The organism is Streptosporangium sp. NPDC002544 (assembly GCF_040295965.1).
In the GTDB taxonomy this organism is placed as follows: Bacteria; Actinomycetota; Actinomycetes; order Streptosporangiales; family Streptosporangiaceae; genus Streptosporangium.
Genome location: NZ_JBEOWJ010000006.1, coordinates 161,319 through 183,632 on the forward strand (window position 1 = coordinate 161,319; position 22,314 = coordinate 183,632).

The window sequence follows — 22,314 nt, forward strand, 5'->3', positions numbered from 1 at the left end:
CCACTTCCCGATACGGGGGATGGAGCGCGTTATGCCTGGTGTGCGGCTATCTGCTTCAGCCAGCGGCGAGTGTGACGGCGGCTGGTCAGCAGTACCACGTCGGCGTGCCCGCCGTACTCCTTGATCTTGGCCAGCACGCGGGGCCGCATCCTGCGCCGATAGGTCGCCACGTAGCGCAGCACACCCCAGTGGATGCGGTTGTAGATCCCGCTGTCCCGGTCCTGGCCGTGGCCGTGCTTGAGCTGACGGGAGAAGACTCCCCACAGCGCCACGACGGTGGGCACGTCCATCAGGATCACGGTGTCGCAGGCCTCCAGCCGCACCTGGAGCGTGGAGTTGTAGTTGCCGTCGATCACCCAGCGCTCGCCGCGGACCAGGTCGCGCTGGAGCACCTCGAACTTCTCGGGTGGCAGCGGATTCCACGCGTCGTCGTAGTAGATGACGTCCAGATGAGTCACCGGCGCGTTCACGACCTTGCCCAGCTCGCGGGCGAGGTGGGACTTGCCGCTGCCTCCGCAACCCACGATGGCGACCCTCTGCATCTGCATGATGCTCCACGATAGTCAGGGCGGTGACCTGCGACCGGACATCGGCGCGGGCTCGTTCGGGTACGGCGGACCCACTGCCCGAGGCAAGCGAAGGGATCATCTGACTTCCCTTCCTGAACTGACCGCCTCGATACGGGCCCGCGGTCCGGCGAGGTCGGCCAGCACCGCTTCGAGGGCCCGGATCTGGGTGCTCAGCCGGAACAGTTCCAGGTGGTGCAGGCATTCGGCGATCAGCCGCATGTGCTCTCGGCTGCCCGCGATGGCACGTAGGCGGGCCAGCTTGCCGATGACATCGGTCCCGTCGCGGACGATCAGCCAGGGAGGGACGAACCGTTCGACGTGCCGGATGTCCGCAGGGGCGAGTGGCAGGCATCCGGCCAAGACCGCCTCGAAGATGCGCTGGGTCACCTGACCGGCCGCCGCGTATCTCTGGGGCAGGAGCAGCACGGTCGCCAGCGCGCCGCCGTACAGCTCGTGCACCTGAGGAAAGGGAATCCTCCCGAGGAAGGTCATGTACGGCCAGCGGCCGGTGTCGGGCCACTTGCCGGCGACCCGGTGCGGGAAGCGTTCGGCGGCGGACGCCAGGTAGGTGTCGAACTCCTCGTCCCTGTCGTACTGGTTGCCCACGTAGCCCAGGGTGATCGGCCGAGAAGCAGCCGCCAGGGCACGCGGATCGGCGCTGTCCAACAACGCGTCATCGACAGGGAACAGCAGGCTGTGCGCCCCGGCGGTCGGCGCGAGAGCGGCCTCGCACACGATCACGCCGGGCCGGTGGCGCCACGGGCTACCGGTGGGCAGCTGCCGGTCCTTGTCCCAGATCACCGTCGGGGTGCTCCGGACAACGGTGTAGTGATCCAGGAGTTCGTGCTGCCGGTGCAGGTCGCAGGTATGTTCGGGAGTCCCGCACGAAGTGGTGTTGCGGCCGGGGATGATCCAACGCCATTCCAGGAACAGCACGTCGATCTCGGGGAGACCTCGCTCGAAGGCGTAGCGACCGCCGAGGTCGTCACCGGCCTCCAGCCGGTCGCGGTCGGCCTGGAGGAAGATCAGCCGGTGGCCCCGCCCGATCAGCGCGTCGACCAGGGGACGGCGGTGGCTGCGTCCTCCGTCGGGAGTGTCGGTGATCCCGGGGCCGAGGAAGCCCCAGAAGCTGTATCCGATGATCACTTCGTCACCCACCTGCCTTCCAGGAGCAGCGCGTCCAGCCCGGAGACGGCCAGGCAGTCCAGAGCCATCCGCGGCGTTCCGCAGATGGGCTTGCCCTTGACGTTGAGGGAAGTGTTGATCAGGACGGGGACGCCGGTCCGGCGGGCAAACGCCTCCAGTACGGCGTGCATGAAGGGGTTCTGATCTTTGGTGACGGTCTGGAGCCGTGCGGTCCCGTTGGCATGGACGATCGCCGGGATCCGGGTACGGGCGAGATCGGTGACGCCGGAGGCCATGGACATGAACGGGGCGTCCTGGCCGAGGGTGAAGTAGTCGGCCGCATGGTCGGCGAGGATCATCGGGGCGAACGGCCGGAACGGCTCGCGGAACTTCACCGTGGCGTTCAGCCGCTCGACCACGCCTTCGCTCAGAGGGGAGGCCAGGATGGAGCGGTTGCCCAGTGCCCGAGGGCCCGCTTCGATCCGCCCCTGGAACAGCCCGACGATGCGTCCGCTCGCAAGCTGCTCGGCCAGATGTTCGGCCGGGTCACCCTGCACGTGTTTCAGCGCGAGGGTGGGCCATGGCGACAGGTCGAGTTCCGGTTCGGCGAAGGCCGGGCCCAGGTAGCAAGCTCCGGCGATGCCGGACAGCGGTCGGCCACCCGCATCGAGATGGACGGCCGCAGCCGCTCCGATGGCGGTTCCCGCATCCCCCGGAGCCGGCGGAACGAAAACCTCCTCGAAGATCCCGGCATCGATGATCCGGCCGATACTGACGCAGTTGGCCGCCACTCCTCCGCCGACACACAGGCGGCGTGATCTGGTCAGAGCCCGGGCGCGGCGGGCCAGGTGCAGCATGACCACATCAGTGCGTTCCTGCAGCGCGGCGGCCAGGTCCCGGTGAACCTGCTCAACGGGGGCGTGCGGGTGACGGGAAGGACAGGTCTCGGCGACGAAACGGGGCGACAGACGAGGGTAACCGGAGGACAGAACCCGGATCGGGAAGAGCCTCGGGTCCAGGGTGAAACCGTCCGAGGTAAGGCAGATGGCCCGGGTGAACAGTTCGCGGAAACGCGCCGGATCACCGAGGGCGGCCAGCGCCATCACGGTGCCCTCCTCGTCTCCACGCCGCCAGCCCAGGTGTTCGGTGACCGCGCCGTAGGCGTAGCCGAGCGAGGCGGGATCGTGCAGGGCATGCAGAGTGCGGATCTCGGGCTGGCCGGGGGTGCGCTGGCGGGCGACGGCGACTGTGGTTGTCTGCGTCTCGCCCAGGCTGTCCACGACAAGCACGGCGGCCGCCTCCCAGCCGGAGGCGGCGAAGGCGTACATCTGGTGGGTCCGATGGTGCAGGACCGGCCGTACTCGCGCGCCTGGGAACATCCGGCCCAAGACTTGGACACGGCGGGCCGTACGTAGGGCGACCTTGGCAAATCCGGCCGCCCGGGGCAGCGCCCGTCCCCACGTCTCGGCCGAGCGCAACAGGCGAGCCGCGTCGGGGACGGCGTCCAGGTAGCGGGGACCGCAGAAGTTGTAGGCGATCGCGTCCACGTCGGCGGCGGTGATGCCGGCCTCCCGCAACAGCCACCGGACGGCATGGTGGGGGTAGTCCCTGGTGTGCTTGATCTGCGACAGGCGTTCCTCCTCGACGAACCCGACCAGCTCGCCGTTCACCAGCAGCGCCGCGGCGGAGTCGTGGGTGTAGGAGCACAGGCCCAGCACGACCGGGAAGGGGGGTGTCGTCATCGGGCTCACCGGGTCTCCGCCGTCGTACGCAACCTCAGTTCCTCGTACCAGGCACGCAACGCCTCCCCCAGCGGCCCGCGCGCCTGGTCGGCGAGATGCTGGGCGCCGACGCGGTCGCCGCTCTTCCATAGCCGGTAGCTGTGGAGCACCTCAGCCGCGGTGTCCCAGCCGGGATGGCCGGTCAGCTCGCCCGCCCGGGTCCGCGCCAGGAGCGCGTCGAAGCCGTGCCACGGCGTGGTCATCGCGGGGAGTTCCGGCGTCTCGGGGATCGCCCTCAGCGTGGCGGCCTGGTCGATGTCGCGTTCGTAGATGTGCAGGGAGTCGACGTGGTGGTGGTAGTCGCCGAGCTCTGCCTCCACCCATCCGGCCATCAGCTCGTGCAGGGTGGTAGTGAAGAACAGGTCATACGGCAGGCCCACCCACACGTCCTGGCCGCGCATGGTGGTGGACATGTGCAGCCGTCCCTGCCGCAGGTGGAAGCGGAAGCCGAGGGTGCACGGGACGTCCCGATGCCCTGCGGTGTCCTGAGCGGGGTCGTACAGCTGCACCACCGCGCGGCGGGAGTCCGGATCGGCTTTGAGGATCTCGATGACCCGTGCCAACTGGTCGATCCGCCCGCCCCAGCGGCGCATCCGCGGGCCATAGGCGCCGCGCAGGACTCCCCCGTCGGCGAACTGGCGGAGCCGTCCATTGAAATCGAAGATCCATGGGTCGTCGGAGCCGGACAGGATCCACACGGTCTCGGCGATGGCGAAGGCCGGGTTGAGGATGCGGGCCGGCGGGGCGAACAGCAGCCTGGCCCGTGGCCGGGTCAGCCTGAGGTTCACGTCCAGAACCTCTCGCGTGGCCATGCCTCGCGGGCTGACGGTCCGCCCGCTGTTCATGGCCAGAGCTACCGTCCCGCCGAACAGCCCGGCGACGCTGTCGGCCGTCAAGGTCATCATCAGGGTTTTCCTTCCTGGCCCGCCATCAGCGGGGCATTGTTGTCGAGAAATGCGGGCCGTACGAGGTCAGCTCGACGGGCCGAGGACGAGTTTCGCGACGGCGGCAGCGGTCGCACCGTCCCAGCGGCACACGGCGTTCTTCGCCCTGCCGGGGACAGGTGTCTGATGAGGGGATGCGGCCAGGTGAGACAGGGCCGCGGCGATATCGGCCGCATCCGCGCAGGCACGCGCCGCCTGATGTTCGGCCAGACCGAGGGTCTGCTCGCCGGGCAGGCGGAGTTCGAGCACCGGCACGTCCAGCAGCATCGCTTCGATGCCGCAGGTGGAGGAGACCGTCACGATGGCGTCGGAACCGGCCAGGCAGCCGCGTGCCCCTGTCGCCGGATCGGCGACGGCCACTTTCACCCCGGAAAGAGCCTCGAACACGTGCGGGTCCTGCGCAGGATGAGGAGCGATGACCAGTTCCCAGCTTCCCTCCGCTGCCTGCATTCCACGTAGGAGGATCTCCGCCTGGGCTCGCAGACTGCTGCGGGAGAACGGCTGGCAGGCCCAGACCACGATCCGTTCCGGTGGCCGGCCGCCTTCCGAAGTGAGCAGGCTCTCCAGGTAGCGGCGCTGACGTGGGCGCTCCACCGAGGCGAGTGCGTCAAAACGTGGCTGGCCCAGTACGTGGATCTCGGCGTCGTCACGCCGTACCCACCCGGCGGCCGACGTGGCGTCCCGCTCACCCATGACGACGATGTGACGGCAGTGCAGGACGGGCCAGGCCACCGATCCGGGAATCCACGCTCCGTGCTGCACGTAGACGGTCCGCATGCCGATCCGGTCGGCGGTATGTACGGCGAGCGCGCCGAGAGGGCTCGTGTCATTGCTGACCAGCATCGTCGCGGGCCGGGTGGCGGCGAGAACACCGTCCAGCCATGCTTCGGTGTTCACGGTGGCGCACCAAGACAGCTGAGTGCATCCCGCGCTGTATTCCAGCAGCCGGGCCGCGAGGCCAGCCAGCCGGCCGAGGAGGATCCGATGCGCTCCGATCAGCACGGATTGGCCGTCGCCCGGCTGCCGCATGGCATGGAGGGTGGTTGCAAGAAGCCCTCCGGGGGCGAGCAGTCGGCCGCGGGGAATCCGGTGGACCGTGATCAGCGGATCATCGACCTTCGGGCACCGTTGTGCAGGGTCGGTGGCCAGATCCAGCAGCAGGCTCCGCTGTCCATGGCGGCTTACCTCCGCCAGGACCGGGAGCAGCGTCCCGGCGTGGCGCGACGACCACGACACGGCCACCACCGCCGCCGTCGGGGAGACGTGGATGTCCCGGATCTCTGCACTGGCGAAGGAGCGGGGTGGCGGCGTCGGCGTGGCGGAGACCTCTGCACCGAGGAGGTAGGCGATTCCCGGCCAGGTGACCGTGTAGGAGCGGTACTCCTGCGAGCTGCTGTCGCGTTCGCCGATCAGCGTCTGTCCGGGCGGGACGGCGATGGGACCGGGGGCGCCCGCGAACGGCGGCCAGGCCGACAGGGCGAGCAGTTTACGCACGACCTGGGAGACCAGCCGCCGTACCGGCACCTGGTGGACGTGCAGCCACGAGGCGCCGCCCGGTGTCGCGGCGAGTTCCGAGGCGAACGATCCGAGCTCGTCCATCACGTGCTCGACATGCCGCTTGATCTCGTCGGGATCAATCTCGTCCACGTCGAGTTCCTCCACGCGGATGCGCGGTCCCGCTGAGGGCGTGAGGCTCGCGGTGCGCATCAGGTCCCAGCTCGGCGTGGCTGACGGCCGCCCTGAGAAGATCAGCGTGAGGTCGCTGGCAGTGGTCATCTGGGGCTCCTCAAGGGAACCGGTGAGGACGCCGCGGGAGCCTGTAGGTTCCGCCCGATCTGGACGAGGCGGGCGGGAGTCTCCACGACCACGGGAGACGGTGTGGTGGGAGCCCCGTATCCCCATCCGGCGTGGATATACCGCACGCCTGCGCGCAAGGCGGCCTCCTGGTCTACCGCCATGTCCCCGACGTAGACGGCTTGTGCCGGATCCACCCCGAGCTCGACCAGGGCCAGCAGCAGGGCATCGGGGGCGGGTTTACCGCGCTCGCTGCCGGGAGTACGCACTGTGCCGAACGGACAGCCCAGGCGTTCCAGGAGCGGTGCCGCCCGGTTGAGCGGCTTGGCGGTCACCACCCCAAGCGACCAGCCGTCCCCGGCGAAGGCACGCAGCGCCGCCTCGATCCCGGGAAACGGCGGGGCGAGGTCGGCCCACGTGACGGACGCCTCGTCGTAGGTGGTGTGCAACAGCTCGGCCTCCCGCAGGCCAAGCTGCCGCATGATGTCGGGGAAGGGACGGCCGATGTGGCGCAGGTAATCCTCGAAGGGGACGTCCACGTTGTGACGTTCCTGAACGAGCTGCCAGGCCCTGCACATCACGACGCGGGTGTCGAACAGGACGCCATCCAGATCGAGCAGCAGCGCTCTGCGGGGCTCGGGGGCAGGCGATTCATCGTGGGAGCCAGCAGATGGGGAGATCACGGTCGCGGTTCTCCTTGCTGAGGTGGATCAGGGGATGTCACAGGTCACGCGGAGGACGTACTGCCGCGGCGCAGGAAGGTGGTGATCTGCTTTCCGTTTGCGACAACGGGAGCGACGGTCCATGACTGAGCGAGAGCCGTGATGATCTGCAGCCCACGGCCGTTCTCCTGATCGTCAAGAGCGATTCGGGGCACGGGCAGGCTCGGCGAGCCGTCCTGGAGATGGATGCCCACGGCGTCCGGCCGCAGTTCCAGGAGCAAGGTGACGCTCTCAGTGCTCTGACCCATGAGAACGGTGAGATCTTCCAGCCTCTGGCTTCGACCGTGACGGAAGGAATTGGTGACCAGTTCGCTGACAATCAGGACGGCGTCATCGATGAGATCCTGCTCTCCCCACGCGCGCAGGATGTTGGCGGTGAAGACACGCGCCCTCTTCGGGGCGAGCGGATCGACGGCCATCTTCAGCTGGGCGTGAAGTGTCACGACTGGAAGTTCCACGTCGGCGGCGCTCATCACGGCTGCTTCCAGCCGACCGCTCCGGATGCGTCGTTCCGTCTTTTCGCGTAGCAAGAGCGCTGCGGGCGCGAGGTGCTGGAGATGCCATCGACGGCCATAGTCGGATTCCTTTCTGGAGACCAGACGGGGGACACTCTGTGCTCAGCGACCGTCACCGTTCGAAGCGGTAGGGCGCCGTGCTCAGGCAACCCCTCTGGCGGCCGTTCCGGAAGGATGCATCGATGGTGTTTGCGGGCACGCCGGGATGCACGCAGGTTGTACGCCTCGCGCGAGGTGCTGCTGCATGCTCACCAGGAACCATTCGGCAAGATCGTGGAGTGTTGGCGCAGGAAGGGGACACGACATGGACGGCAGTCATGCCAGCCCGGCCGGAATCGCCGGATTCACATTGACCGGGAAGCGTGTTGTCGTCACGGGCGGATCACGCGGGCTGGGCGAGCAGATCGTGCGGCGTCTCGTGCTCGAAGGCTGCTCAGTGGCGGCATGCGCCCGCAGCGAGGAGCACCTCCGTCAGATGGCTGAATCCCTGGGGGGTCACGGTGAGAACGCGTTGTTCACCAAGTCCCTGGACGTGACCGCCCCGGAACTGCTGGAGGAGTTCGTTGCCGAAGCGGCTTCTCGATTCGGCAGGCTGGACGGTGTCGTGGCGTGTGCCGGTGGGGCGAGAGGCGGAGCGCTGGGCTCGGCGACGTCACAGGACTGGACGGCGACGTGGGAGCTGAACGTCGGGCACGCGGCCCGGCTCATCTCGGCCGCCGCCCCGCATCTCCGTGCGGCGGGTGGTGGATCCGTCGTGATCGTCTCGTCGATCTCCGGCTGGAAACCCGGACCTCAGTCCCAGTACGGCGCGGCCAAGGCCGCGCAGATCCACCTGGCCACCTCGTTGGCCCGGGAGCTCGGAGCGGATGGAATCCGGGTCAACGCCGTCTCTCCAGGCTCCATGCTCATCCCGGGCAAGCGGTGGGATCGGATGCGCACCCAGCATCCCGAACGGTTCGCCGCGTTCACCCGCGAGTTTCCCTCCGGGCAACTGGTGGATCCGGCCGAGGTCGCGGCGGTGATCGCCTTCCTGCTCTCCGACGCGGCGAGCGGCATATCAGGGGCGAACATCCCGGTGGACCGGGCGCAGAACGCGCCGACCCCGGACGGTTACTGACCTCAGGCCGCACCGAGCACGGGCCGGGCCTGCCGTTCGAACCGGCGTACCAGCGGCTCCGCGTGGTGCGGCTCCAGCCTGGTGCGGAAGTCGCGCAGGGCCTGCACCGACCGTTCGGAGTGGACCGTGCCCAGTAGGTTCAAGGCGGTGCTGGCCGCATCGATGGCCTCGTCCAGGCGCCGCTGCTGTAGATGCGCGGTGGCCAGGACGGACTGGCTGATGGCCTGGCGTCGACGCCGGTCGGCATTGGCGCGTACCGAGTCGTCGGCGAGGTGTTCGGCGCGGCGGGCATCGCCCAGGTCACGGAAGCAGTGCGCGGCCTCGGCCTCCAGGTAGTGGTGGTCGAGGTAGCGGACCCAGGGCGACTCCTCCGAAGGACCGTCGCTGGCGTCCAGGGCGGCGTCGGCGGCCTTCAACGAGGCAGCGGCCTGCGCCGAGTGCTTGAGGGCGGCGTGCCCGCGAGCCACCATGGCGTGCAGCCGCATCAGCCCGAGTGGGCTTCCCGCATTCTTGGCTGTGGCCAGTCCGCTACGCGCGAGGGCGACTCCCTCGTCGGGACGGCCGAGGCTGGTGGCCAGATGGGACAGGCCGGCCAGGATCTGTCCGCCCAGCACCCGGTCCCCGCCTTCGGCACAGAGCCGTAGTGCCTGGATCATGTAGCGCTCGGCCAGGCCGTACTCGGCCGAGTCATAGGAGCTCCAGCCCGCCATCGCGGCCAGCTTCGCCGCCGCTGTGAACAGCCGGCCGCGCTGGCGCTCGGGTGCCCCGGACCGCTGGAGCATGGGGACGACCTCGGAGGTGAGGTAGTGCACGACACTGGAGCGCACCTGTCCGCCGCCGAAGCGGTTGTCCATCTCGTCGAACATCGCGATCATCGCGTAGACACGCTCAGCGGGGCCACTGTTCGCGACGGCGGCCAGATGTGTGGCCTGGTCATCTTCGAGAAGCCAGAGCAGCCAGCGGCGCTGAGGGTCCATCAAGGCCGTGGCGATGAAGGGCACACTGCCCAGCAGCGCGCGGCGGGAGATATCGGTGGAGCCGAGTTCGGCAAGCGTGTGCAGAGTTTCACCCACATCTTCACCATAGGCGAGCGAACGGGCCACGACGGGACGCTGAGGCTCCGCCAGAAAACCGATGTCGACCGGACTGAGAGCGCGTCCGAGGCGTTCGGCCAGCGCAGCGGCTATGAACTCCGGGACATGGCCCCGTGGATGCATCCCCTGTAACCAGCGAGTGACAGATGCCTTGTCGTAGCGCGTCACCACTCCCTGGTGTCCCGCCAGCTCGTTCACCCGACGCGCGAGCGCACCGTGGGAGCACCCCGCCTCGGAGAGCATCGCAGCCAGCGTCGTGTTGCCGCCCAGGAGTGCTCTGTCACCGCCCATGCATTGATGATGCCTCCCGAAAGGGTGCCTGTCCCAGCATCCGGACCGACCTTGCTATCGAATACAACCCTTCGTACAACCGGCCAACCTTTGTCCAAGTAGCGGTCAGGCCGTGTACACCCCAGGGGCAGGTCTACCGATTCACACACATAGCGCCAGGCTGTCAATCTGGACCATCCCCGCGGGCGCGGGACCGACAGCTAGCCGATGTCGCCGCCCGGCCAGGGCTCGGGACCATCCCCGCGGGCGCGGGACCGACTGGGCCCCGGCGAATGCGCTGGGGCTCGTTTCAGGACCACCCCCGCGGGCTCTAGGCCGACTCGCATCCTCATTGGCGGCGACTCCTCAAGGACGGACCATCCCCACGGGCGCGGGACCGACGAACTCCCCACCGAAGTATGCGCCGTATGCCCGGGACCATCCCCGCGGGCGCGGGGCCGACCGCCGTGTCGAGGTGTTTGTCGTGGACTGCCCGGGACCATCCCCGCGAGCGCGGGGCCGATATCAGCCACCACAGGGTCGGAAAGCTTTACCGTGGACCATCCCCGCGGGCGCGGGGCCGATTCCCGACTCGCCTACGAAAAAGGGCCGGTGGATGGACCATCCCCGCGGGCGCGGGGCCGATTACCACTCCCGGAACCACTGGTTACCAGTCCGGGGACCATCCCCGCGGGCGCGGGGCCGATCTCCCGCGGCCGGACTCCCCGGGCGTGGGACAGGGACCATCCCCGCAGGCGCGGGGCCGATTGATGGCGCCGTGGGACCTGGATGAGGTCACGGGGACCATCCCCGCGGGCGCGGGCCCGATGGGAGAAACCCCAGCTCACAAGCCTGATCGGGAGGACCATCCCCGCGGGCGCGGGGCCGATGGCGGCGCGGACGCGACGGTGGTCGGCTCGGATGGACCATCCCCGCGGGCGCGGGGCCGATCTAAGGCATTGGGGTACAGGTACGAGGTAGCCGGGACCATCCCCGCGGGCGCGGGGCCGATCTAAGGCATTGGGGTACAGGTACGAGGTAGCCGGGACCATCCCCGCGGGCGCGGGGCCGATGAGGCGATGCGGGTGGCCGACGTCATCCCCGGAGGACCATCCCCGCGGGCGCGGGGCCGATTCCTCCTTGGCCATCTTGGCGTCCGCGATCACGGGACCACCCCCGCGGGCGCGGGGCCGATATGCGCCACAAAGACCCCACATCGGTGACCATGGGACCATCCCCGCGGGCGCGGGGCCGATCTCCCTCTCGGAGGAAAAGAACTCCGTACTGTCGGACCATCCCCGCGGGCGCGGGGCCGATAGCGCGCCGCCGTCTCGGAAGTACAGCCAGATCGGACCATCCCCGCGGGCGCGGGGCCGATGAGCGGGAGCAGCCGCAGACGTGGGAGGTGCAGGGACCATCCCCGCGGGCGCGGGGCCGATCCGTGAGAAGCCACCCGCCCCACACCGTCGATCGGACCATCCCCGCGGGCGCGGGGCCGATGGTGGAAGGGGAGGCGGCCGAGCGCCGCGAGCCGGACCATCCCCGCGGGCGCGGGGCCGATCGTCGACCACCGACTCAACGGCCGGAAGTGGAAGGACCATCCCCGCGGGCGCGGGGCCGATTTCGAGGAGGAGTTGCTCGCCGCTTGATCATTCGGACCATCCCCGCGGGCGCGGGGCCGATGTCGCCTCCGCCTTCGCCTCCCGCAGCCGCCGGGGACCATCCCCGCGGGCGCGGGGCCGATACTTGCTGACCTGGCACTTTATCGACGAAGTCGTGCGGAAAGAATCAGTCCGTCGAAGTCCACTGGGTACCAGCGGTCCTTGCCTGCTGTTCGTACCGCCCAGCCCTGTTCATTGGCAGCGGGTTCGACGAGTACGGCTTGGCCGTCGCCGATGCGGGCTGTGAGCAGTTCCCAGATGCGATCTCGAACTCGTTTGCTGGGATTTCCAACGAAGACTCCGGCGTTGACCTCGACCATCCATCTGGTGAGGTGACCGCGCAGTCCTTCGGGGGCGGCGATGAGGACGATGACGGTCATATGTCCGCTGCTTCACTGCCGCTTTCGGGCTGGTCAGCGGCTTGTCCTTCGAACTCGGGGCCGATGATCGCAATGTGTTCCTCGCCCATGCTGGCAGGAATGATCTCTGGGACCACGGTGTCGGCGAAGGATCCCTCCGTACCCGCCCAGTTGACGCCTCCGGCGACGGCGCCGACTTTCTCATCCCATAGCTCGTTGACTTCGATGTCGGAGATCTCCACGCCGTCTGGGGCCAGAAGATCCTTGACATCGCGGACAATACGTCCAAGTAGCTTGTCTTGGGCGATTCGGTCACGTAATCCCAACCGTGCATCGCGTTCGTCGGTCAGGCCTCGAGCCGTCAGATCGAAGGCGAGCGGGATGGTGTACTCGGCCTTGTACAGATCGGCGATGTCCATGACGAAGGAAGTAGCGGCTCCTGTGTGGACGAAGCCGAGTCCTGGGCTGGCGCCGAGGCCCACGATGACGGCGTGGCAGATGCCGTAGAGAGCGGTGTTGGCGGCTGACAGCAAGCGGTTGAGGTCGTCTCCAGCGGCGAAGGCGTCACCGGGGCGGTAGTCGCGTCCGGTCCATGGCACACCGGTGCGGCGGGAGTGCAGCTGGTACTGCTTGCGGACGCGGGCACCCTCACGGCCGCGTAGTTGCTGCATGGTCATCGTCGAAACGTCCTCGCCGGGGAAGCGCATGCCGTACATGGCGCGGGCGACGGACAAGCGCTCCTTGGGGCGGGTGACCAGCCATGCCTGTCGATATAGCAGGCCGGAGCCTCGGCTGGGGCCGAGGCCTGAGGCGTACATGCGCACGCCCTGCTCACCGACCCAGCACACCGCGGTGCCGGAGTCGGCGAGCAGGCGGACGGCGCCGTGAGTGACCCGAGTGCCAGGACCGATGAGCAAGACCGCGACCATCGCGGCTGGCACCCGTACGGTGTCTCGCTTGTTGATGATCACGACTGCGTTCTCGTCACGATCGATGTGACTGCGTTCGACGTAGACGCTGGAGACACGGTCGGCGATGCGATGCAGGTCGTGTGGGTGGGCTTTCCACCAGATGTCAGCCATCGCCGCGGCCGTGGGCCGAGACACCGCTCTGAAGGGGCGCCAGGGTGAGCAGGCCGCAGCCGTAGGACTTACCCGGGCCGATGCCGCTCAGCAGCCGCTCGGTGAACGCGGCCAGGTCGGTTATGCGTAGTCGGCCTTCGAAGGTTGCAGTGTGCATGATGACCGGTTTGGCGTCACGGTTCTTCTTGAAAGAGTTCCGGTTGCGCGCGACGATCCGGACCTCATGAGCAACCAGGCCCTCGGCGGCGCCCTGCGGTTCCAGGCCAAGGGCCGGTGAGTCAGTGCGTGCTTGAGGGACCTCGAAACCCCAGCGCTGAGTCCGGCTGAGAAACCAGTTGAGCTGCTGGCCGGCGGTGCGGTGGCCGATACGGAAAGAGCGACGCTTGGTATCGGCAGCCCGTTCAATCTGGGTCGCGGAGGCCTTAACCGGATTAGACGTGTTCTGCACGGGGTTGGCGGTAAGCCGGAAGGCGAACTCGCGTCCGACTGCAAGCTGGGCAAGCAGCGGTGCGTAGTCGCGGACAGCGAAGTGCTCGCCGTCGGCTTCAGGCCAGCCAGCCTGTTCGACGAGATGGGACCAGTCAGGTCTGGTCTTGGTGAGCACGAACAGCAGGGGCCGGTGAGGGTTGTCGGCATCCAGTCGCCACAGGATGCGTTCGTCGGCGGGGTGATCAGGGATGCCGTGCATGACAGCACCGTGCATGACGTGCGGATTGCCGAGGAACAGTCGGCTTCTCTCGCGTAGTGGGTTGATCCGGATACGTGACAGGTAGGTCATGGGGGTCACCAGCCCAAAAGGGCGAACGGGTCGTGGTCGTCGGCGGCTGTGTCGGCTTGAAGGAATCCGGTCGGCAGTGTCACCCATGTGTGGCGGATACGGCGGCTGACGAACCGGCGGTCGCGCGGGGCAAACGACTGTGGAACGTCATTGAGGGAGTCTTCGCCGTTGGGATCGTCCAAGGTCGCGGGAAGGTCGACGGTGGCGGCACGACTGCCCCGGCGACTGCGAAGGTAGAGGTCTTTGGTCCTCTCGGTGGCCTGCCAGGGCTCGGCGCGCAGGGCTTCTTCCAGCGCGGCCTCACGGACCGCAAGAAAAAGCGGTTGGGTGGGGACACAGGAACGGCGACCGAGCGCGAGCGGGAAGGCCGGACGCCTGACAGCGTCGGCGAGCGCGTGAACGAACGAGGTAGGTCCTTGGAGTGCGGCAAGGAAGACCGCGTCCTGGAGGTAGAAGCGTTGGGTGACATGGGTGTACTTGGCGGGCGAGGTGGGCTTTTGCAGGCCCTTGGCGGATACTCCCGCCTGTGGGAGCGGGCGCCCTCGGTAGTCGCTGACGGTGTGGTAGTCGCGCAGCAGGGTGCCAGGCTGGTCAACGCGTACCCCCATCCGAAGGTCGAGCAGCTCACCCGGCGGTTCCTCGCGCGCTCTACCGGCTGCCGCGGCGAGCAGGCCGAGCACCCCGGATTTGGTCGGCTCTGGCCGGGTGTCGCGGCGGTTGAACACGCTGCGATCACCCCACGACTGCAGCGGTCCGCCCAGGCGCAGCAGCAACGTGACTTCGGCGGCGCTCATCCGGCCTGCTTGACGAGCTCGATGAGCGTGGCACGCAGGCCGACGGTCAGCTTGGGGAAGGTCTGCTGCGTGCCGAAAGCGGAGCTGAGCCTTTCGGCGGTCTCTCCTTCGGGCGCGAAGGTGTGGCAGACGGCGGTGTGGACGGGCGCATCGCCCCACTGTCGGGTGGCGCGCTCGTATTCGGAGGCCAGGCGCAGAGCTGAGGTTTCGGCGATGCCCTCCGCGCGGGCGGCTACAGGTCTTTCGTAGGCGGAGACCAGGTTGACCGGCTGGTCGTCACGGACCACGACCGCGACCAGGCTGGGCAGGGTGCGGTGGGCAAAAGAGTTCTGGTGGCCTGAGGGGATGGACCGGGCGAAGTGCTGGACGAAGGCCTCCACCGCGTCGAGCGCCGCCTCGGTGTCGCCGAGGTTGGAGACCAGTTGGTGCAGTCCGATCGTGGCATAGCGATACAACGTCGCGGAGTTGAAACCGATCGTGCCGATCATGCCGGCGCCGGTCTCTTCCTTGAGGTTCTCGTCGTCGACGGCCGTGTAGTAGTCGAACTCCAGCTCCACGGCGTGCGTGGACAGGGCATGGGCGACCTGGGCGGCGGCGTCGACGTTGAGGGAGGGAATGTCGGCGACCATCCGGCCGAACAGTGCGACGTCCATTGGGTGCCCGCTCTGGAGCTTCTGCGCCACCGGCAGGTTCTTCGTCGCGGCAGCGAGCTGCTCGTCGTCCATGGCCGCGAGGTCAACAGCTTGGTCTGCCACCAGATCGACGATGTCCTCCAGCTGGCGGTAGCCGAAGAACAACAGGTAAGCGGTGTCGCCGGCTTTCTTGCCCTCTTTGATACCCAAGGGTTCCAGGAGCTTGGCCGCCAGCCGGGCGGACTGCTCGGCGTCCAACGCGGTGCGAGCGGCCAGGCGCTTGGCCAGCTCGGCGACGATCCGCTTGGTGCGGGTGGCGTGGTCCTGCTCCGGCGCGTTCTGGGCGAAGGCGGTGCGGGTGGCGCGCTTCCACGCCTGGGAGGAGACGCGGGCGCGGCGTACTCCGCCGAAGTACGCCTCCTTGGGGTTGCCCTGGTCGTCGCGGTTGAGGTTGGCGGGCGGGACGGTCTGCACGATGTGGACGTCGATGTAGAGACGCTTGTCCATGGAGAGCTCCAGGGGAGAGAAGAAAAGGAGGAAGGGCTGGCCAGGCCAGATGGAGTGCGGTCAGGAAGGGGTGACCTGTGTGGTCGTCTCGGGGTTGGAAGGCGCCTCATCGTCGGAGCGGGACCATCCGTAGTAGTCCAGGCCCCAGCGGCGGCGGGCTCTTTGCCGGGTGTCGGGTCGCTGCCAAGCGTGGATGTCGTTCAGCAGCAAGTCGTAGTCGAGCGGCTGGCCGATGGTGCGCAGCTGGGTGATGAGGCCGCGTAGATGGGTGAGCAGGGCGGAGACCTGGGTGGCGGAGGCGGCTGCGTTCACCCGGCGGTCTACCGCCTCCTGGGTGAACTTGCCGCTGTGGTGCAGTCGGCGTAGTGCCTGTCCCAGCCGGACTTCTGGCTGATGCATGGGCTCGGGGCGGCCCTGCTGGTGCAGGCCGTACAGCGCGAGTGCGGCGTGTTCGGCCTTCTGCTCGTCGGAGACCTCGCTCTTACGGGCGAGCCTGTCGTCGACGGGGGAACGGTAGTGGGGCCACATCGCCGGCACGGTTCCGGCCTCGTGGCCCAGCCCTGCGCGCAGCGCTGCTAGATCCTCACCCGGGGGACGTCCCTCCTTCCTGCGCCAGGTCCCATCCGAGGCGACGTACTGGGCCCAGTAGCGCAAGGGCCGCTTGTTCGTAGCGGGCATGAAACTTCTCACCTTCAAGCGATCTGGGCTGTAGATGCGGCGGCCGGAGCAGTGTCTTCCCTGAGGTCAGCTACTGGTTGCACACAGCGAGGGAGCGCGGTGTTGATCTGCCGACGGAAGCTCTGTTCGGCCGTGGCGAGCCGGTAGGTGAACTCGCGGCCGTTTTTCTCAACAGCGCGTCCGACGAACTCGCTGTGGGTGGCAGCGTCCAGGACCTTCTCTGCGACGTCCCAGGTGCGGTCACGGGCGATCTTCTCCCATGCCCTACGGCCCTGCTCCAGCTTGTCAGGATCCCCCGCGGTGGCTCGTACTCCAGCCAAGAAGCGGCGGACCAGCGGATCGAGTGCGTGCAATACGAACTCGCCGGGGCGCTGTCCCCTGTCCCACGGGATGGGGTCGGCTCCCGCGGCTCGGCGCAGATCGGCGGAGAGGTTGTTCACGGCTTTGGCGAGATCCTCTGCTTGCTTGGCCACGTCCAGCAGAGCGATGTAGGTGTCCTCCTCCGCGCGCAGAGCCGCTACCGGCAGGGGAATCGAGTCGAAAAGGACATCCTCGACGACTGCGGACTGGGTGCCGTAGGCAATACCGATCGTCTCCACTCGCAGCGGATAGTCATAGTCGAGGCGCCCTTCGGCTTGGAGGGCAGCGAGCTGGCCGAGGAGCACGGAGGTCTCGAAGGCGCCGTCACCGTTTTCTCGTTCTGAGGTGAGCAGTGCCTCCAAACCGCGCCAGGCGGCTTTGCCGGGTACGTGACGGCGGGATCTGCGGACCGTTCCAGTGGGATTCTTCGGCGCCTTCTGGAAAGTCCACGCCGTGTGCGGCTCCCACTCCGGGAGATCCTGCAGCCGGTCCCCGGCGCACAGAATCACCCGGGAGACCCTCGTGCCGTCGGCCGTTTCCTCCGGGAGGAGGCGAATGCGCCGAGACTGCCAGGTCCACAGGTCGAGCAGGCCGGTGGCGGCGCGCGCCTCCCATGCCGGTCCGGCTGGCTCGCGTCGCCACTGAGGGCGATCCGCGGCAGATTGGGCTCCGATGGGGATATTGAGGAGCAGTGTCTCGTGCAGGTTGCGCCCGATAGGGAGGACCACCCCCAGTGCTCCGAGCGGTCCGGTTGGATTGCCCACCGTCTTCCCCGCCTTGACCTGGGGGTCATCAGCGGCGCCGGACTTGATCGCAGCCGTGTCCCAGCAGTGCGTGTGCAGCAGCCATCGGGCTGCCTGAGCCGGACTCAGCGCTAGTGGATCTCCGTCGGTGCGGGTGGCGAAGAGGGGAACGTTGTTGCCCGAGGCTGCCGTGGCGACCAGCAGTGCGGACCCCTTCGTCTCGTTCTTGGCGGTATGCAGGCCCGCCACCTGTGCGAATGGGGCCTTCTCGTCGAACAAGTCGAATCGGGAGCGATGTTCGTCCAGGTAGGTAGCGAGTTTTCCTTGCTCCTCCTCGGTGAACCGTCCGGCGCCGAACCTTCGTGCCCACTCTGCTCGATCGCGGGGGCGCCCCAAGGCGTCCAGCACGATGGGTAGCAGCACTTGCCGCATCAAGGCCGGAGTCTGGGTGGAGATGTCCACTACAAGAGAGTCGAACTCGTGGGCGCACAGCAGCGCCTCACGCAGCGAGGTCTCTTTCGGAGATTTATCTCCCCGTGGTCGCATAAGCAGCCAGGGGGAATCAATCAGGTCATACACGGACATGAGGGATCCTCGAATTGGCCATGTCTTGAATCTGGTTAGTAAAGCGTGGCAGAGAAGGCAGAAGTTTGTTGGCAAAATGCTTAAGGTGGAGCCACCCCGCGATTCAGGATCGAGAATGCGAATGTCTTAAACATGGACATATGGTGTCCGCGGGGATGATCCGTGGCCGTGTCTCGGACAATCATCGGCCCCGCACCCGCGGGGATGCAGGAGCTATCCGGACCTCACCTGCGTCGCCTGATGCTTCGGGACGGACCGCCTTCTACGACCAGCCCCAGCCGCTCGTCGTAGCGCAGCGCGTAATCGCCCAGCGGGCTGGCGCTCTCGGCATGCAGGATGAGTGCGCGGGTGCGCTTGAGCCATGGATGATCTCGCCACCCGTCCAGCGGTGACAGCTCTCGCTCTGCCGGGTCGGTGAGTTTGGCGGGCAGCCGTACGGTTGCGCCCAGCACCTCCTCCAGCAGGTCTTCGGAGAGCGCTTCGCCGTTCACGCCGAGCCATCTGCCGGCGAGAGTGCGGTATCCGCGGTCGTCACGGCGTATGAGAACAACCTCCAGGCTGCGGTCACCGTCGCGAACCACCGCCTGGAGTTTCTCTTCCGCGACGCTGCCGTGAGCCGCACCGTAGTGCAGACCGTCCAACGTCGGGTTGGTGTGCTCGCCGGCCCGAGTGAGCAGGTACTGCTCCGCGCTGTGGGCACGCTCCTGCTGCTTGTGCTCCCACAGGGCATACGCCGCCTGCTCCTCCTCAGCCCATCCTGGTGGGACGACGTCACCGGCATCGCTGTATACCCGCTTGACCAGGTGTGGCACATCTCCCGGCACGGACCAGGTACGGCCGTCGGCCTGGCAGACCAGAGCAGCAGTGCGCAGCAACAGATAGCGCCCGTAGATCGCCTCGCTCGCCGGCAGGATCCATGGAGCATCACCGTCTTGCGGCGCGAATCCGGTGATGACCACCTCGGGCCGGCTGACCTTCAGCGGGCGGCGGACCCCCTGATGGCGGTGGAGGCGTCCAAGACGCTGCAGAAGAAGGTCGATGGTTGTCAGATCGGTGACCAGCAGGTCAGCATCCACGTCGAAGGACTGCTCGGCGAGTTGGGTGGCTACCAGGATCAGACGCTTCGGGCGCGACGGCCCGTCTTTAGTGGGCGGCCCGAGTAGTTGCAGGCATTCTTCGGTCCCCTCGGCCCGGTCTTTGGCGGTCATCCGCCCGTGCAGCAGCCGCACTTCGTCGCCGAAACGCCGTCTCAGCGCCTCGTATGTCTTCTGCGCTCGGGGGACGGTGTTACGGATCACCAGCGCGCAGCCACCTTGTGCCAGCCGCTCTTCAACGAGAGCGGCAACCGCGGTATCGGCGGCAGATTCCTCGTCTTCGGCTCGGGCAGCAGTCTCGGGCAAGATTGTCACAGCCACTTGCAGGTCCGGGCGCCACTGCTGCACATGCTCCACGTCATAGACCGCCTGGCCATTGACCAGACATGCGGCGGTGACGTTGGGATATCCCCTAGCCTCGGGCAACCCTTCTGCGTCGAACTCTTCCTGGGAAGCCGCACCGGACAGATAGGCCGCGACCAGTTCCCGGCGCTGCGCCGGCGGCAAGGTGGCCGACAACAACACCACGGGCACCCCTGCCTGGCCCAGCCAGCGCAGCCCCTCCTTGAGAAACTGCGACATGTAGACATCCGCCGCGTGAACCTCATCGAGGATGACGACCTTGCCCATAAGTCCTGCAGCGCGCAACATCACGTGCTTGGTCCGGGTGGCGGCGTAAAGAAGCTGGTCAATCGTGCCGACGACGAACGGGCTCAGCAGCCCTCGTGACCTTCCAAGAAACCACTCCGCGGGAGCCTTGCGCTCCGCCTCAACGCTGGCCTCCTGCCCGAAGAGCGAATCGCCCATGCCGTATAGGTCATCTTCTTCGATGCTCTCGTAACAGGCATCCGGGTCGGCGTCGGTCTCACCCAGGAGGGCACGCCACTCTTTGTTGAACCTTCGCTTGCCGTGAAGCAGCGCCACCTGGTCGGCCAGGCCGTCACCGACTCCTTCCAACCAGCCCCGCACCTGGCTGAACATCGGATCGCTCGTCGCCTGCGTCGGCATACCGACATATACGCCGTCAGCCCCGAATCGCGCTGCCAGTATCTCGGCGGCCAGCAGCGCCGCTTTCGTCTTGCCTTCACCCATCGGCGCCTCGAGGATCAGCAACCCCGGCCCCGGCATCCGCCGTGCCAGCTCCGTGACCAGGTCCTGCGATGGTCGAGCCGGATCACCGAAACGCTGCCGAAAGGCGTCCCGGTCAGGGATCACCAGCATGCCCCAGCCACCCCGTAGCCCAAGCTTCGCCCAGGCCTTGGCTGCGCGCTCCCTGGCATTGTGCAGGCTGACATCGGCCAGGTCATCGACGCCGACGAAGTGATTCTTATCGCTGGCGATCCAGTCAGCCATGACGACGAAACCGCTGAGTTGCAACTGCACGGCACGGTTGGGCACCCTCACGGGCTGAACCTCAGCGAGGTCCTTGTAGCCGACCATCCGCGTGAACGCCTCTACGAGTGCACGCTGAACCTTCGCCCACGCCGGCCCTTTCCCTTGAGGCTCCCCTCTCGCCGTCCTTGGGCGACCCAGATCTCCTATAGAGGGAAACGAACCGTGATGTCCGGCCACCAACGGCCACAGCCAGGCGATCTGGTCAGCATCCCAGCCGACTTCGCGCAAGAGAGCGAGAAGGAGCGTTCCACCAGCCTTGTCATGCCGCCAGCGGGCCCTCTTCACAACAGGTTCGTTCCACGTCAGCCCAGCTCGCCGTACGGCGTCAGCGCCCTCATCGTCCACCCTCTGGAATGCGGGCGTGGCCTTCCCACAGTCGTGGATTCCACACAGCCAGGCGAAGAAGAGTCGCCCTCGACCTCCCGAAACATCGTCCAGTATCTGCTTAGCCGATGGCGCAAGGTAGTGGTCCCAGATCTGCTCCGCCACAGCGGCGGTGTCCAGAAGGTGCGACAACAACAGGTTTGTACTACCTCCCGCCTTTTTACGAGATTTACCCCAAATTGCTCCTATTTGTCGGACAACGATGGGATCATGATTTAATTCATGACGCCACTCTTCTGACATCCGCATCCCCTCCCGAGAGCAACATAGAGACCTCCACCGACAAAACATCCCGTGGGACACCTGCGATATCGTCAACCGACGCATGGCGTTATCAGCAAGATCGAATTTGAAGATCAGGTAAGCCCATATGAAATCTCCACAGACTGAGCAACTAAAGAAAATCGGCCCCCTCTGCCGCTAAAGCCGCAGGTGAACAAGCGTCGGCCCCGCGCCCGCGGGGATGGTCCGTATGGTGTTGACGCTGTCTGGGGTGACTATTGGTCGGCCCCGCGCCCGCGGGGATGGTCCGCTCGGCGAGGTCGACGGGGCAGCGAAGAAGGCGTCGGCCCCGCGCCCGCGGGGATGGTCCCGGCCGCTGGGAGCGCGCCGACTCCTACAGCCTGTCGGCCCCGCGCCCGCGGGGATGGTCCGTTCACTGACGAGGAGTCGGTGAACGTGCAAATGTCGGCCCCGCGCCCGCGGGGATGGTCCGCTGCACGACTCCGTGCACGTCGTGCGGGTGGAGTCGGCCCCGCGCCCGCGGGGATGGTCCGCTCAGCGCCGTCACGTTCAGCCGTGTGGTGGAGTCGGCCCCGCGCCCGCGGGGATGGTCCCTGAACGTGGCCGGCCTGGACGCCAAGATGCAGGTCGGCCCCGCGCCCGCGGGGATGGTCCGGTGTTCACCGTCGCTGTGGCCGACCACGAGGCGTCGGCCCCGCACCCGCGGGGATGGTCCCTACCCGACCCGGCAGATGTGCTGCGACTGCCGGTCGGCCCCGCGCCCGCGGGGATGGTCCTCTTTAGGGCTTTCGCGGCTCTCGACTGCCGTTGTCGGCCCCGCGCCCGCGGGGATGGTCCGCGATACAGGGCTGTGGGGTTACTCATCGGCGGGTCGGCCCCGCGCCCGCGGGGATGGTCCCGGCGCGGCGGAGGCGACAGATGACGACGACCTGTCGGCCCCGCGCCCGCGGGGATGGTCCTCCGCAACGGCGCGAAAGTCCTCACCGAACCGGGTCGGCCCCGCGCCCGCGGGGATGGTCCGCGATACAGGGCTGTGGGGTTACTCATCGGCGGGTCGGCCCCGCGCCCGCGGGGATGGTCCCGGCGCG

At 67.5% G+C, this 22,314-nt stretch carries 17 protein-coding genes and 2 CRISPR repeat arrays; of the genes, 1 reads left to right on the plus strand and 16 read right to left on the minus strand.

The window, feature by feature from the left end; translation table 11 throughout:
• Positions 1-29: 29 nt before the first annotated feature.
• The 7 genes from ABT061_RS11135 to ABT061_RS11165 form a co-directional block, all read right to left on the minus strand.
• Positions 30-548, minus strand: coding sequence for a P-loop NTPase family protein (locus ABT061_RS11135; protein WP_350915188.1), 519 nt, complete (start codon positions 546-548; stop codon positions 30-32).
• Positions 549-644: 96 nt separating this feature from the next.
• The gene (locus ABT061_RS11140; RefSeq protein WP_350915190.1) at positions 645-1,727 is read right to left on the minus strand and encodes a glycosyltransferase family protein; all 1,083 of its coding nucleotides are present in this window, start codon (positions 1,725-1,727) and stop codon (positions 645-647) included.
• Positions 1,712-3,436: a carbamoyltransferase family protein gene (locus ABT061_RS11145; RefSeq protein ID WP_350915192.1), complete on the minus strand. Its 1,725-nt coding sequence runs from the start codon at positions 3,434-3,436 to the stop codon at positions 1,712-1,714. Before ABT061_RS11145 ends, ABT061_RS11140 begins: the two co-directional genes overlap by 16 nt.
• 5 nt (positions 3,437-3,441) lie before the next feature.
• Positions 3,442-4,380 carry a thymidylate synthase gene (locus ABT061_RS11150; protein WP_350915194.1) on the minus strand — a complete coding sequence of 313 codons (939 nt, stop codon included), beginning with the start codon at positions 4,378-4,380 and terminating at the stop codon, positions 3,442-3,444.
• Positions 4,381-4,446: 66 nt separating this feature from the next.
• Positions 4,447-6,195 carry a CDP-glycerol glycerophosphotransferase family protein gene (locus ABT061_RS11155; RefSeq protein ID WP_350915196.1) on the minus strand — a complete coding sequence of 583 codons (1,749 nt, stop codon included), beginning with the start codon at positions 6,193-6,195 and terminating at the stop codon, positions 4,447-4,449.
• Positions 6,192-6,896 (minus strand): HAD family hydrolase, encoded by a 705-nt coding sequence (locus tag ABT061_RS11160; RefSeq protein WP_350915198.1) that lies wholly within the window; start codon positions 6,894-6,896, stop codon positions 6,192-6,194. Before ABT061_RS11160 ends, ABT061_RS11155 begins: the two co-directional genes overlap by 4 nt.
• Before the next feature lie 44 nt (positions 6,897-6,940).
• Positions 6,941-7,408 carry an ATP-binding protein gene (locus ABT061_RS11165; protein ID WP_350915200.1) on the minus strand — a complete coding sequence of 156 codons (468 nt, stop codon included), beginning with the start codon at positions 7,406-7,408 and terminating at the stop codon, positions 6,941-6,943.
• Between the two features lie 346 nt (positions 7,409-7,754).
• On the opposite strand from ABT061_RS11165, the gene ABT061_RS11170 reads away from it, so the two are divergent.
• On the plus strand, positions 7,755-8,567 hold the full coding sequence (locus ABT061_RS11170) for an SDR family NAD(P)-dependent oxidoreductase (RefSeq protein ID WP_350915202.1): 813 nt from the start codon (positions 7,755-7,757) through the stop codon (positions 8,565-8,567).
• A gap of 2 nt (positions 8,568-8,569) precedes the next feature.
• On the opposite strand, the gene ABT061_RS11175 is transcribed toward ABT061_RS11170, so the two are convergent.
• The 9 genes from ABT061_RS11175 to cas3 form a co-directional block, all read right to left on the minus strand.
• On the minus strand, positions 8,570-9,952 hold the full coding sequence (locus ABT061_RS11175; protein ID WP_350915204.1) for an NsdA family TPR-like regulatory protein: 1,383 nt from the start codon (positions 9,950-9,952) through the stop codon (positions 8,570-8,572).
• Positions 9,953-10,122: 170 nt separating this feature from the next.
• A CRISPR array of direct repeats spans positions 10,123-11,675; the repeat unit is 28 nt; unit sequence GGACCATCCCCGCGGGCGCGGGGCCGAT.
• Positions 11,676-11,693: 18 nt separating this feature from the next.
• Positions 11,694-11,972, minus strand: coding sequence for a type I-E CRISPR-associated endoribonuclease Cas2e (cas2e, locus tag ABT061_RS11180; RefSeq protein ID WP_350915206.1), 279 nt, complete (start codon positions 11,970-11,972; stop codon positions 11,694-11,696).
• Positions 11,969-13,033: a type I-E CRISPR-associated endonuclease Cas1e gene (cas1e, locus tag ABT061_RS11185; protein ID WP_350915208.1), complete on the minus strand. Its 1,065-nt coding sequence runs from the start codon at positions 13,031-13,033 to the stop codon at positions 11,969-11,971. The genes cas2e and cas1e overlap by 4 nt, the downstream gene beginning before the upstream one ends.
• On the minus strand, positions 13,026-13,811 hold the full coding sequence (gene cas6e, locus ABT061_RS11190) for a type I-E CRISPR-associated protein Cas6/Cse3/CasE (RefSeq protein ID WP_350915210.1): 786 nt from the start codon (positions 13,809-13,811) through the stop codon (positions 13,026-13,028). The genes cas1e and cas6e overlap by 8 nt, the downstream gene beginning before the upstream one ends.
• A gap of 5 nt (positions 13,812-13,816) precedes the next feature.
• Positions 13,817-14,605: a type I-E CRISPR-associated protein Cas5/CasD gene (gene cas5e / locus ABT061_RS11195; RefSeq protein ID WP_350915212.1), complete on the minus strand. Its 789-nt coding sequence runs from the start codon at positions 14,603-14,605 to the stop codon at positions 13,817-13,819.
• The gene (cas7e, locus tag ABT061_RS11200; RefSeq protein WP_350915214.1) at positions 14,602-15,744 is read right to left on the minus strand and encodes a type I-E CRISPR-associated protein Cas7/Cse4/CasC; all 1,143 of its coding nucleotides are present in this window, start codon (positions 15,742-15,744) and stop codon (positions 14,602-14,604) included. Before cas7e ends, cas5e begins: the two co-directional genes overlap by 4 nt.
• Before the next feature lie 60 nt (positions 15,745-15,804).
• A complete protein-coding gene (casB, locus tag ABT061_RS11205) occupies positions 15,805-16,422 on the minus strand; it encodes a type I-E CRISPR-associated protein Cse2/CasB (RefSeq protein WP_350915216.1) in 618 nt (205 codons plus the stop codon).
• Between the two features lie 14 nt (positions 16,423-16,436).
• Positions 16,437-18,110, minus strand: coding sequence for a type I-E CRISPR-associated protein Cse1/CasA (gene casA / locus ABT061_RS11210; RefSeq protein WP_350915218.1), 1,674 nt, complete (start codon positions 18,108-18,110; stop codon positions 16,437-16,439).
• 224 nt (positions 18,111-18,334) lie between these two features.
• Complete coding sequence (cas3, locus tag ABT061_RS11215; RefSeq protein WP_350915220.1) at positions 18,335-21,310, minus strand: CRISPR-associated helicase Cas3'; 2,976 nt, start codon at positions 21,308-21,310, stop codon at positions 18,335-18,337.
• A 115-nt stretch (positions 21,311-21,425) separates the two neighbouring features.
• Positions 21,426-22,307: a CRISPR direct-repeat array (repeat unit 28 nt; unit sequence GTCGGCCCCGCGCCCGCGGGGATGGTCC).
• Positions 22,308-22,314 lie beyond the last annotated feature (7 nt).

Bases quoted from the DNA above. Each gene is read 5' to 3' on its own strand.
- cas1e (WP_350915208.1), bottom strand. From the start codon at position 13,033: ATGGCTGACATCTGGTGGAAAGCCCACCCACACGACCTGCATCGCATC.
- ABT061_RS11155 (WP_350915196.1), bottom strand. From the start codon at position 6,195: ATGACCACTGCCAGCGACCTCACGCTGATCTTCTCAGGGCGGCCGTCA.
- ABT061_RS11145 (WP_350915192.1), bottom strand. From the start codon at position 3,436: ATGACGACACCCCCCTTCCCGGTCGTGCTGGGCCTGTGCTCCTACACC.
- ABT061_RS11170 (WP_350915202.1), top strand. From the start codon at position 7,755: ATGGACGGCAGTCATGCCAGCCCGGCCGGAATCGCCGGATTCACATTG.
- cas5e (WP_350915212.1), bottom strand. From the start codon at position 14,605: ATGAGCGCCGCCGAAGTCACGTTGCTGCTGCGCCTGGGCGGACCGCTG.
- cas2e (WP_350915206.1), bottom strand. From the start codon at position 11,972: ATGACCGTCATCGTCCTCATCGCCGCCCCCGAAGGACTGCGCGGTCAC.
- casA (WP_350915218.1), bottom strand. From the start codon at position 18,110: ATGTCCGTGTATGACCTGATTGATTCCCCCTGGCTGCTTATGCGACCA.
- cas7e (WP_350915214.1), bottom strand. From the start codon at position 15,744: ATGGACAAGCGTCTCTACATCGACGTCCACATCGTGCAGACCGTCCCG.
- cas6e (WP_350915210.1), bottom strand. From the start codon at position 13,811: ATGACCTACCTGTCACGTATCCGGATCAACCCACTACGCGAGAGAAGC.
- casB (WP_350915216.1), bottom strand. From the start codon at position 16,422: ATGCCCGCTACGAACAAGCGGCCCTTGCGCTACTGGGCCCAGTACGTC.
- ABT061_RS11175 (WP_350915204.1), bottom strand. From the start codon at position 9,952: ATGGGCGGTGACAGAGCACTCCTGGGCGGCAACACGACGCTGGCTGCG.
- ABT061_RS11135 (WP_350915188.1), bottom strand. From the start codon at position 548: ATGCAGATGCAGAGGGTCGCCATCGTGGGTTGCGGAGGCAGCGGCAAG.
- cas3 (WP_350915220.1), bottom strand. From the start codon at position 21,310: ATGCGTCGGTTGACGATATCGCAGGTGTCCCACGGGATGTTTTGTCGG.
- ABT061_RS11165 (WP_350915200.1), bottom strand. From the start codon at position 7,408: ATGAGCGCCGCCGACGTGGAACTTCCAGTCGTGACACTTCACGCCCAG.
- ABT061_RS11150 (WP_350915194.1), bottom strand. From the start codon at position 4,380: ATGATGACCTTGACGGCCGACAGCGTCGCCGGGCTGTTCGGCGGGACG.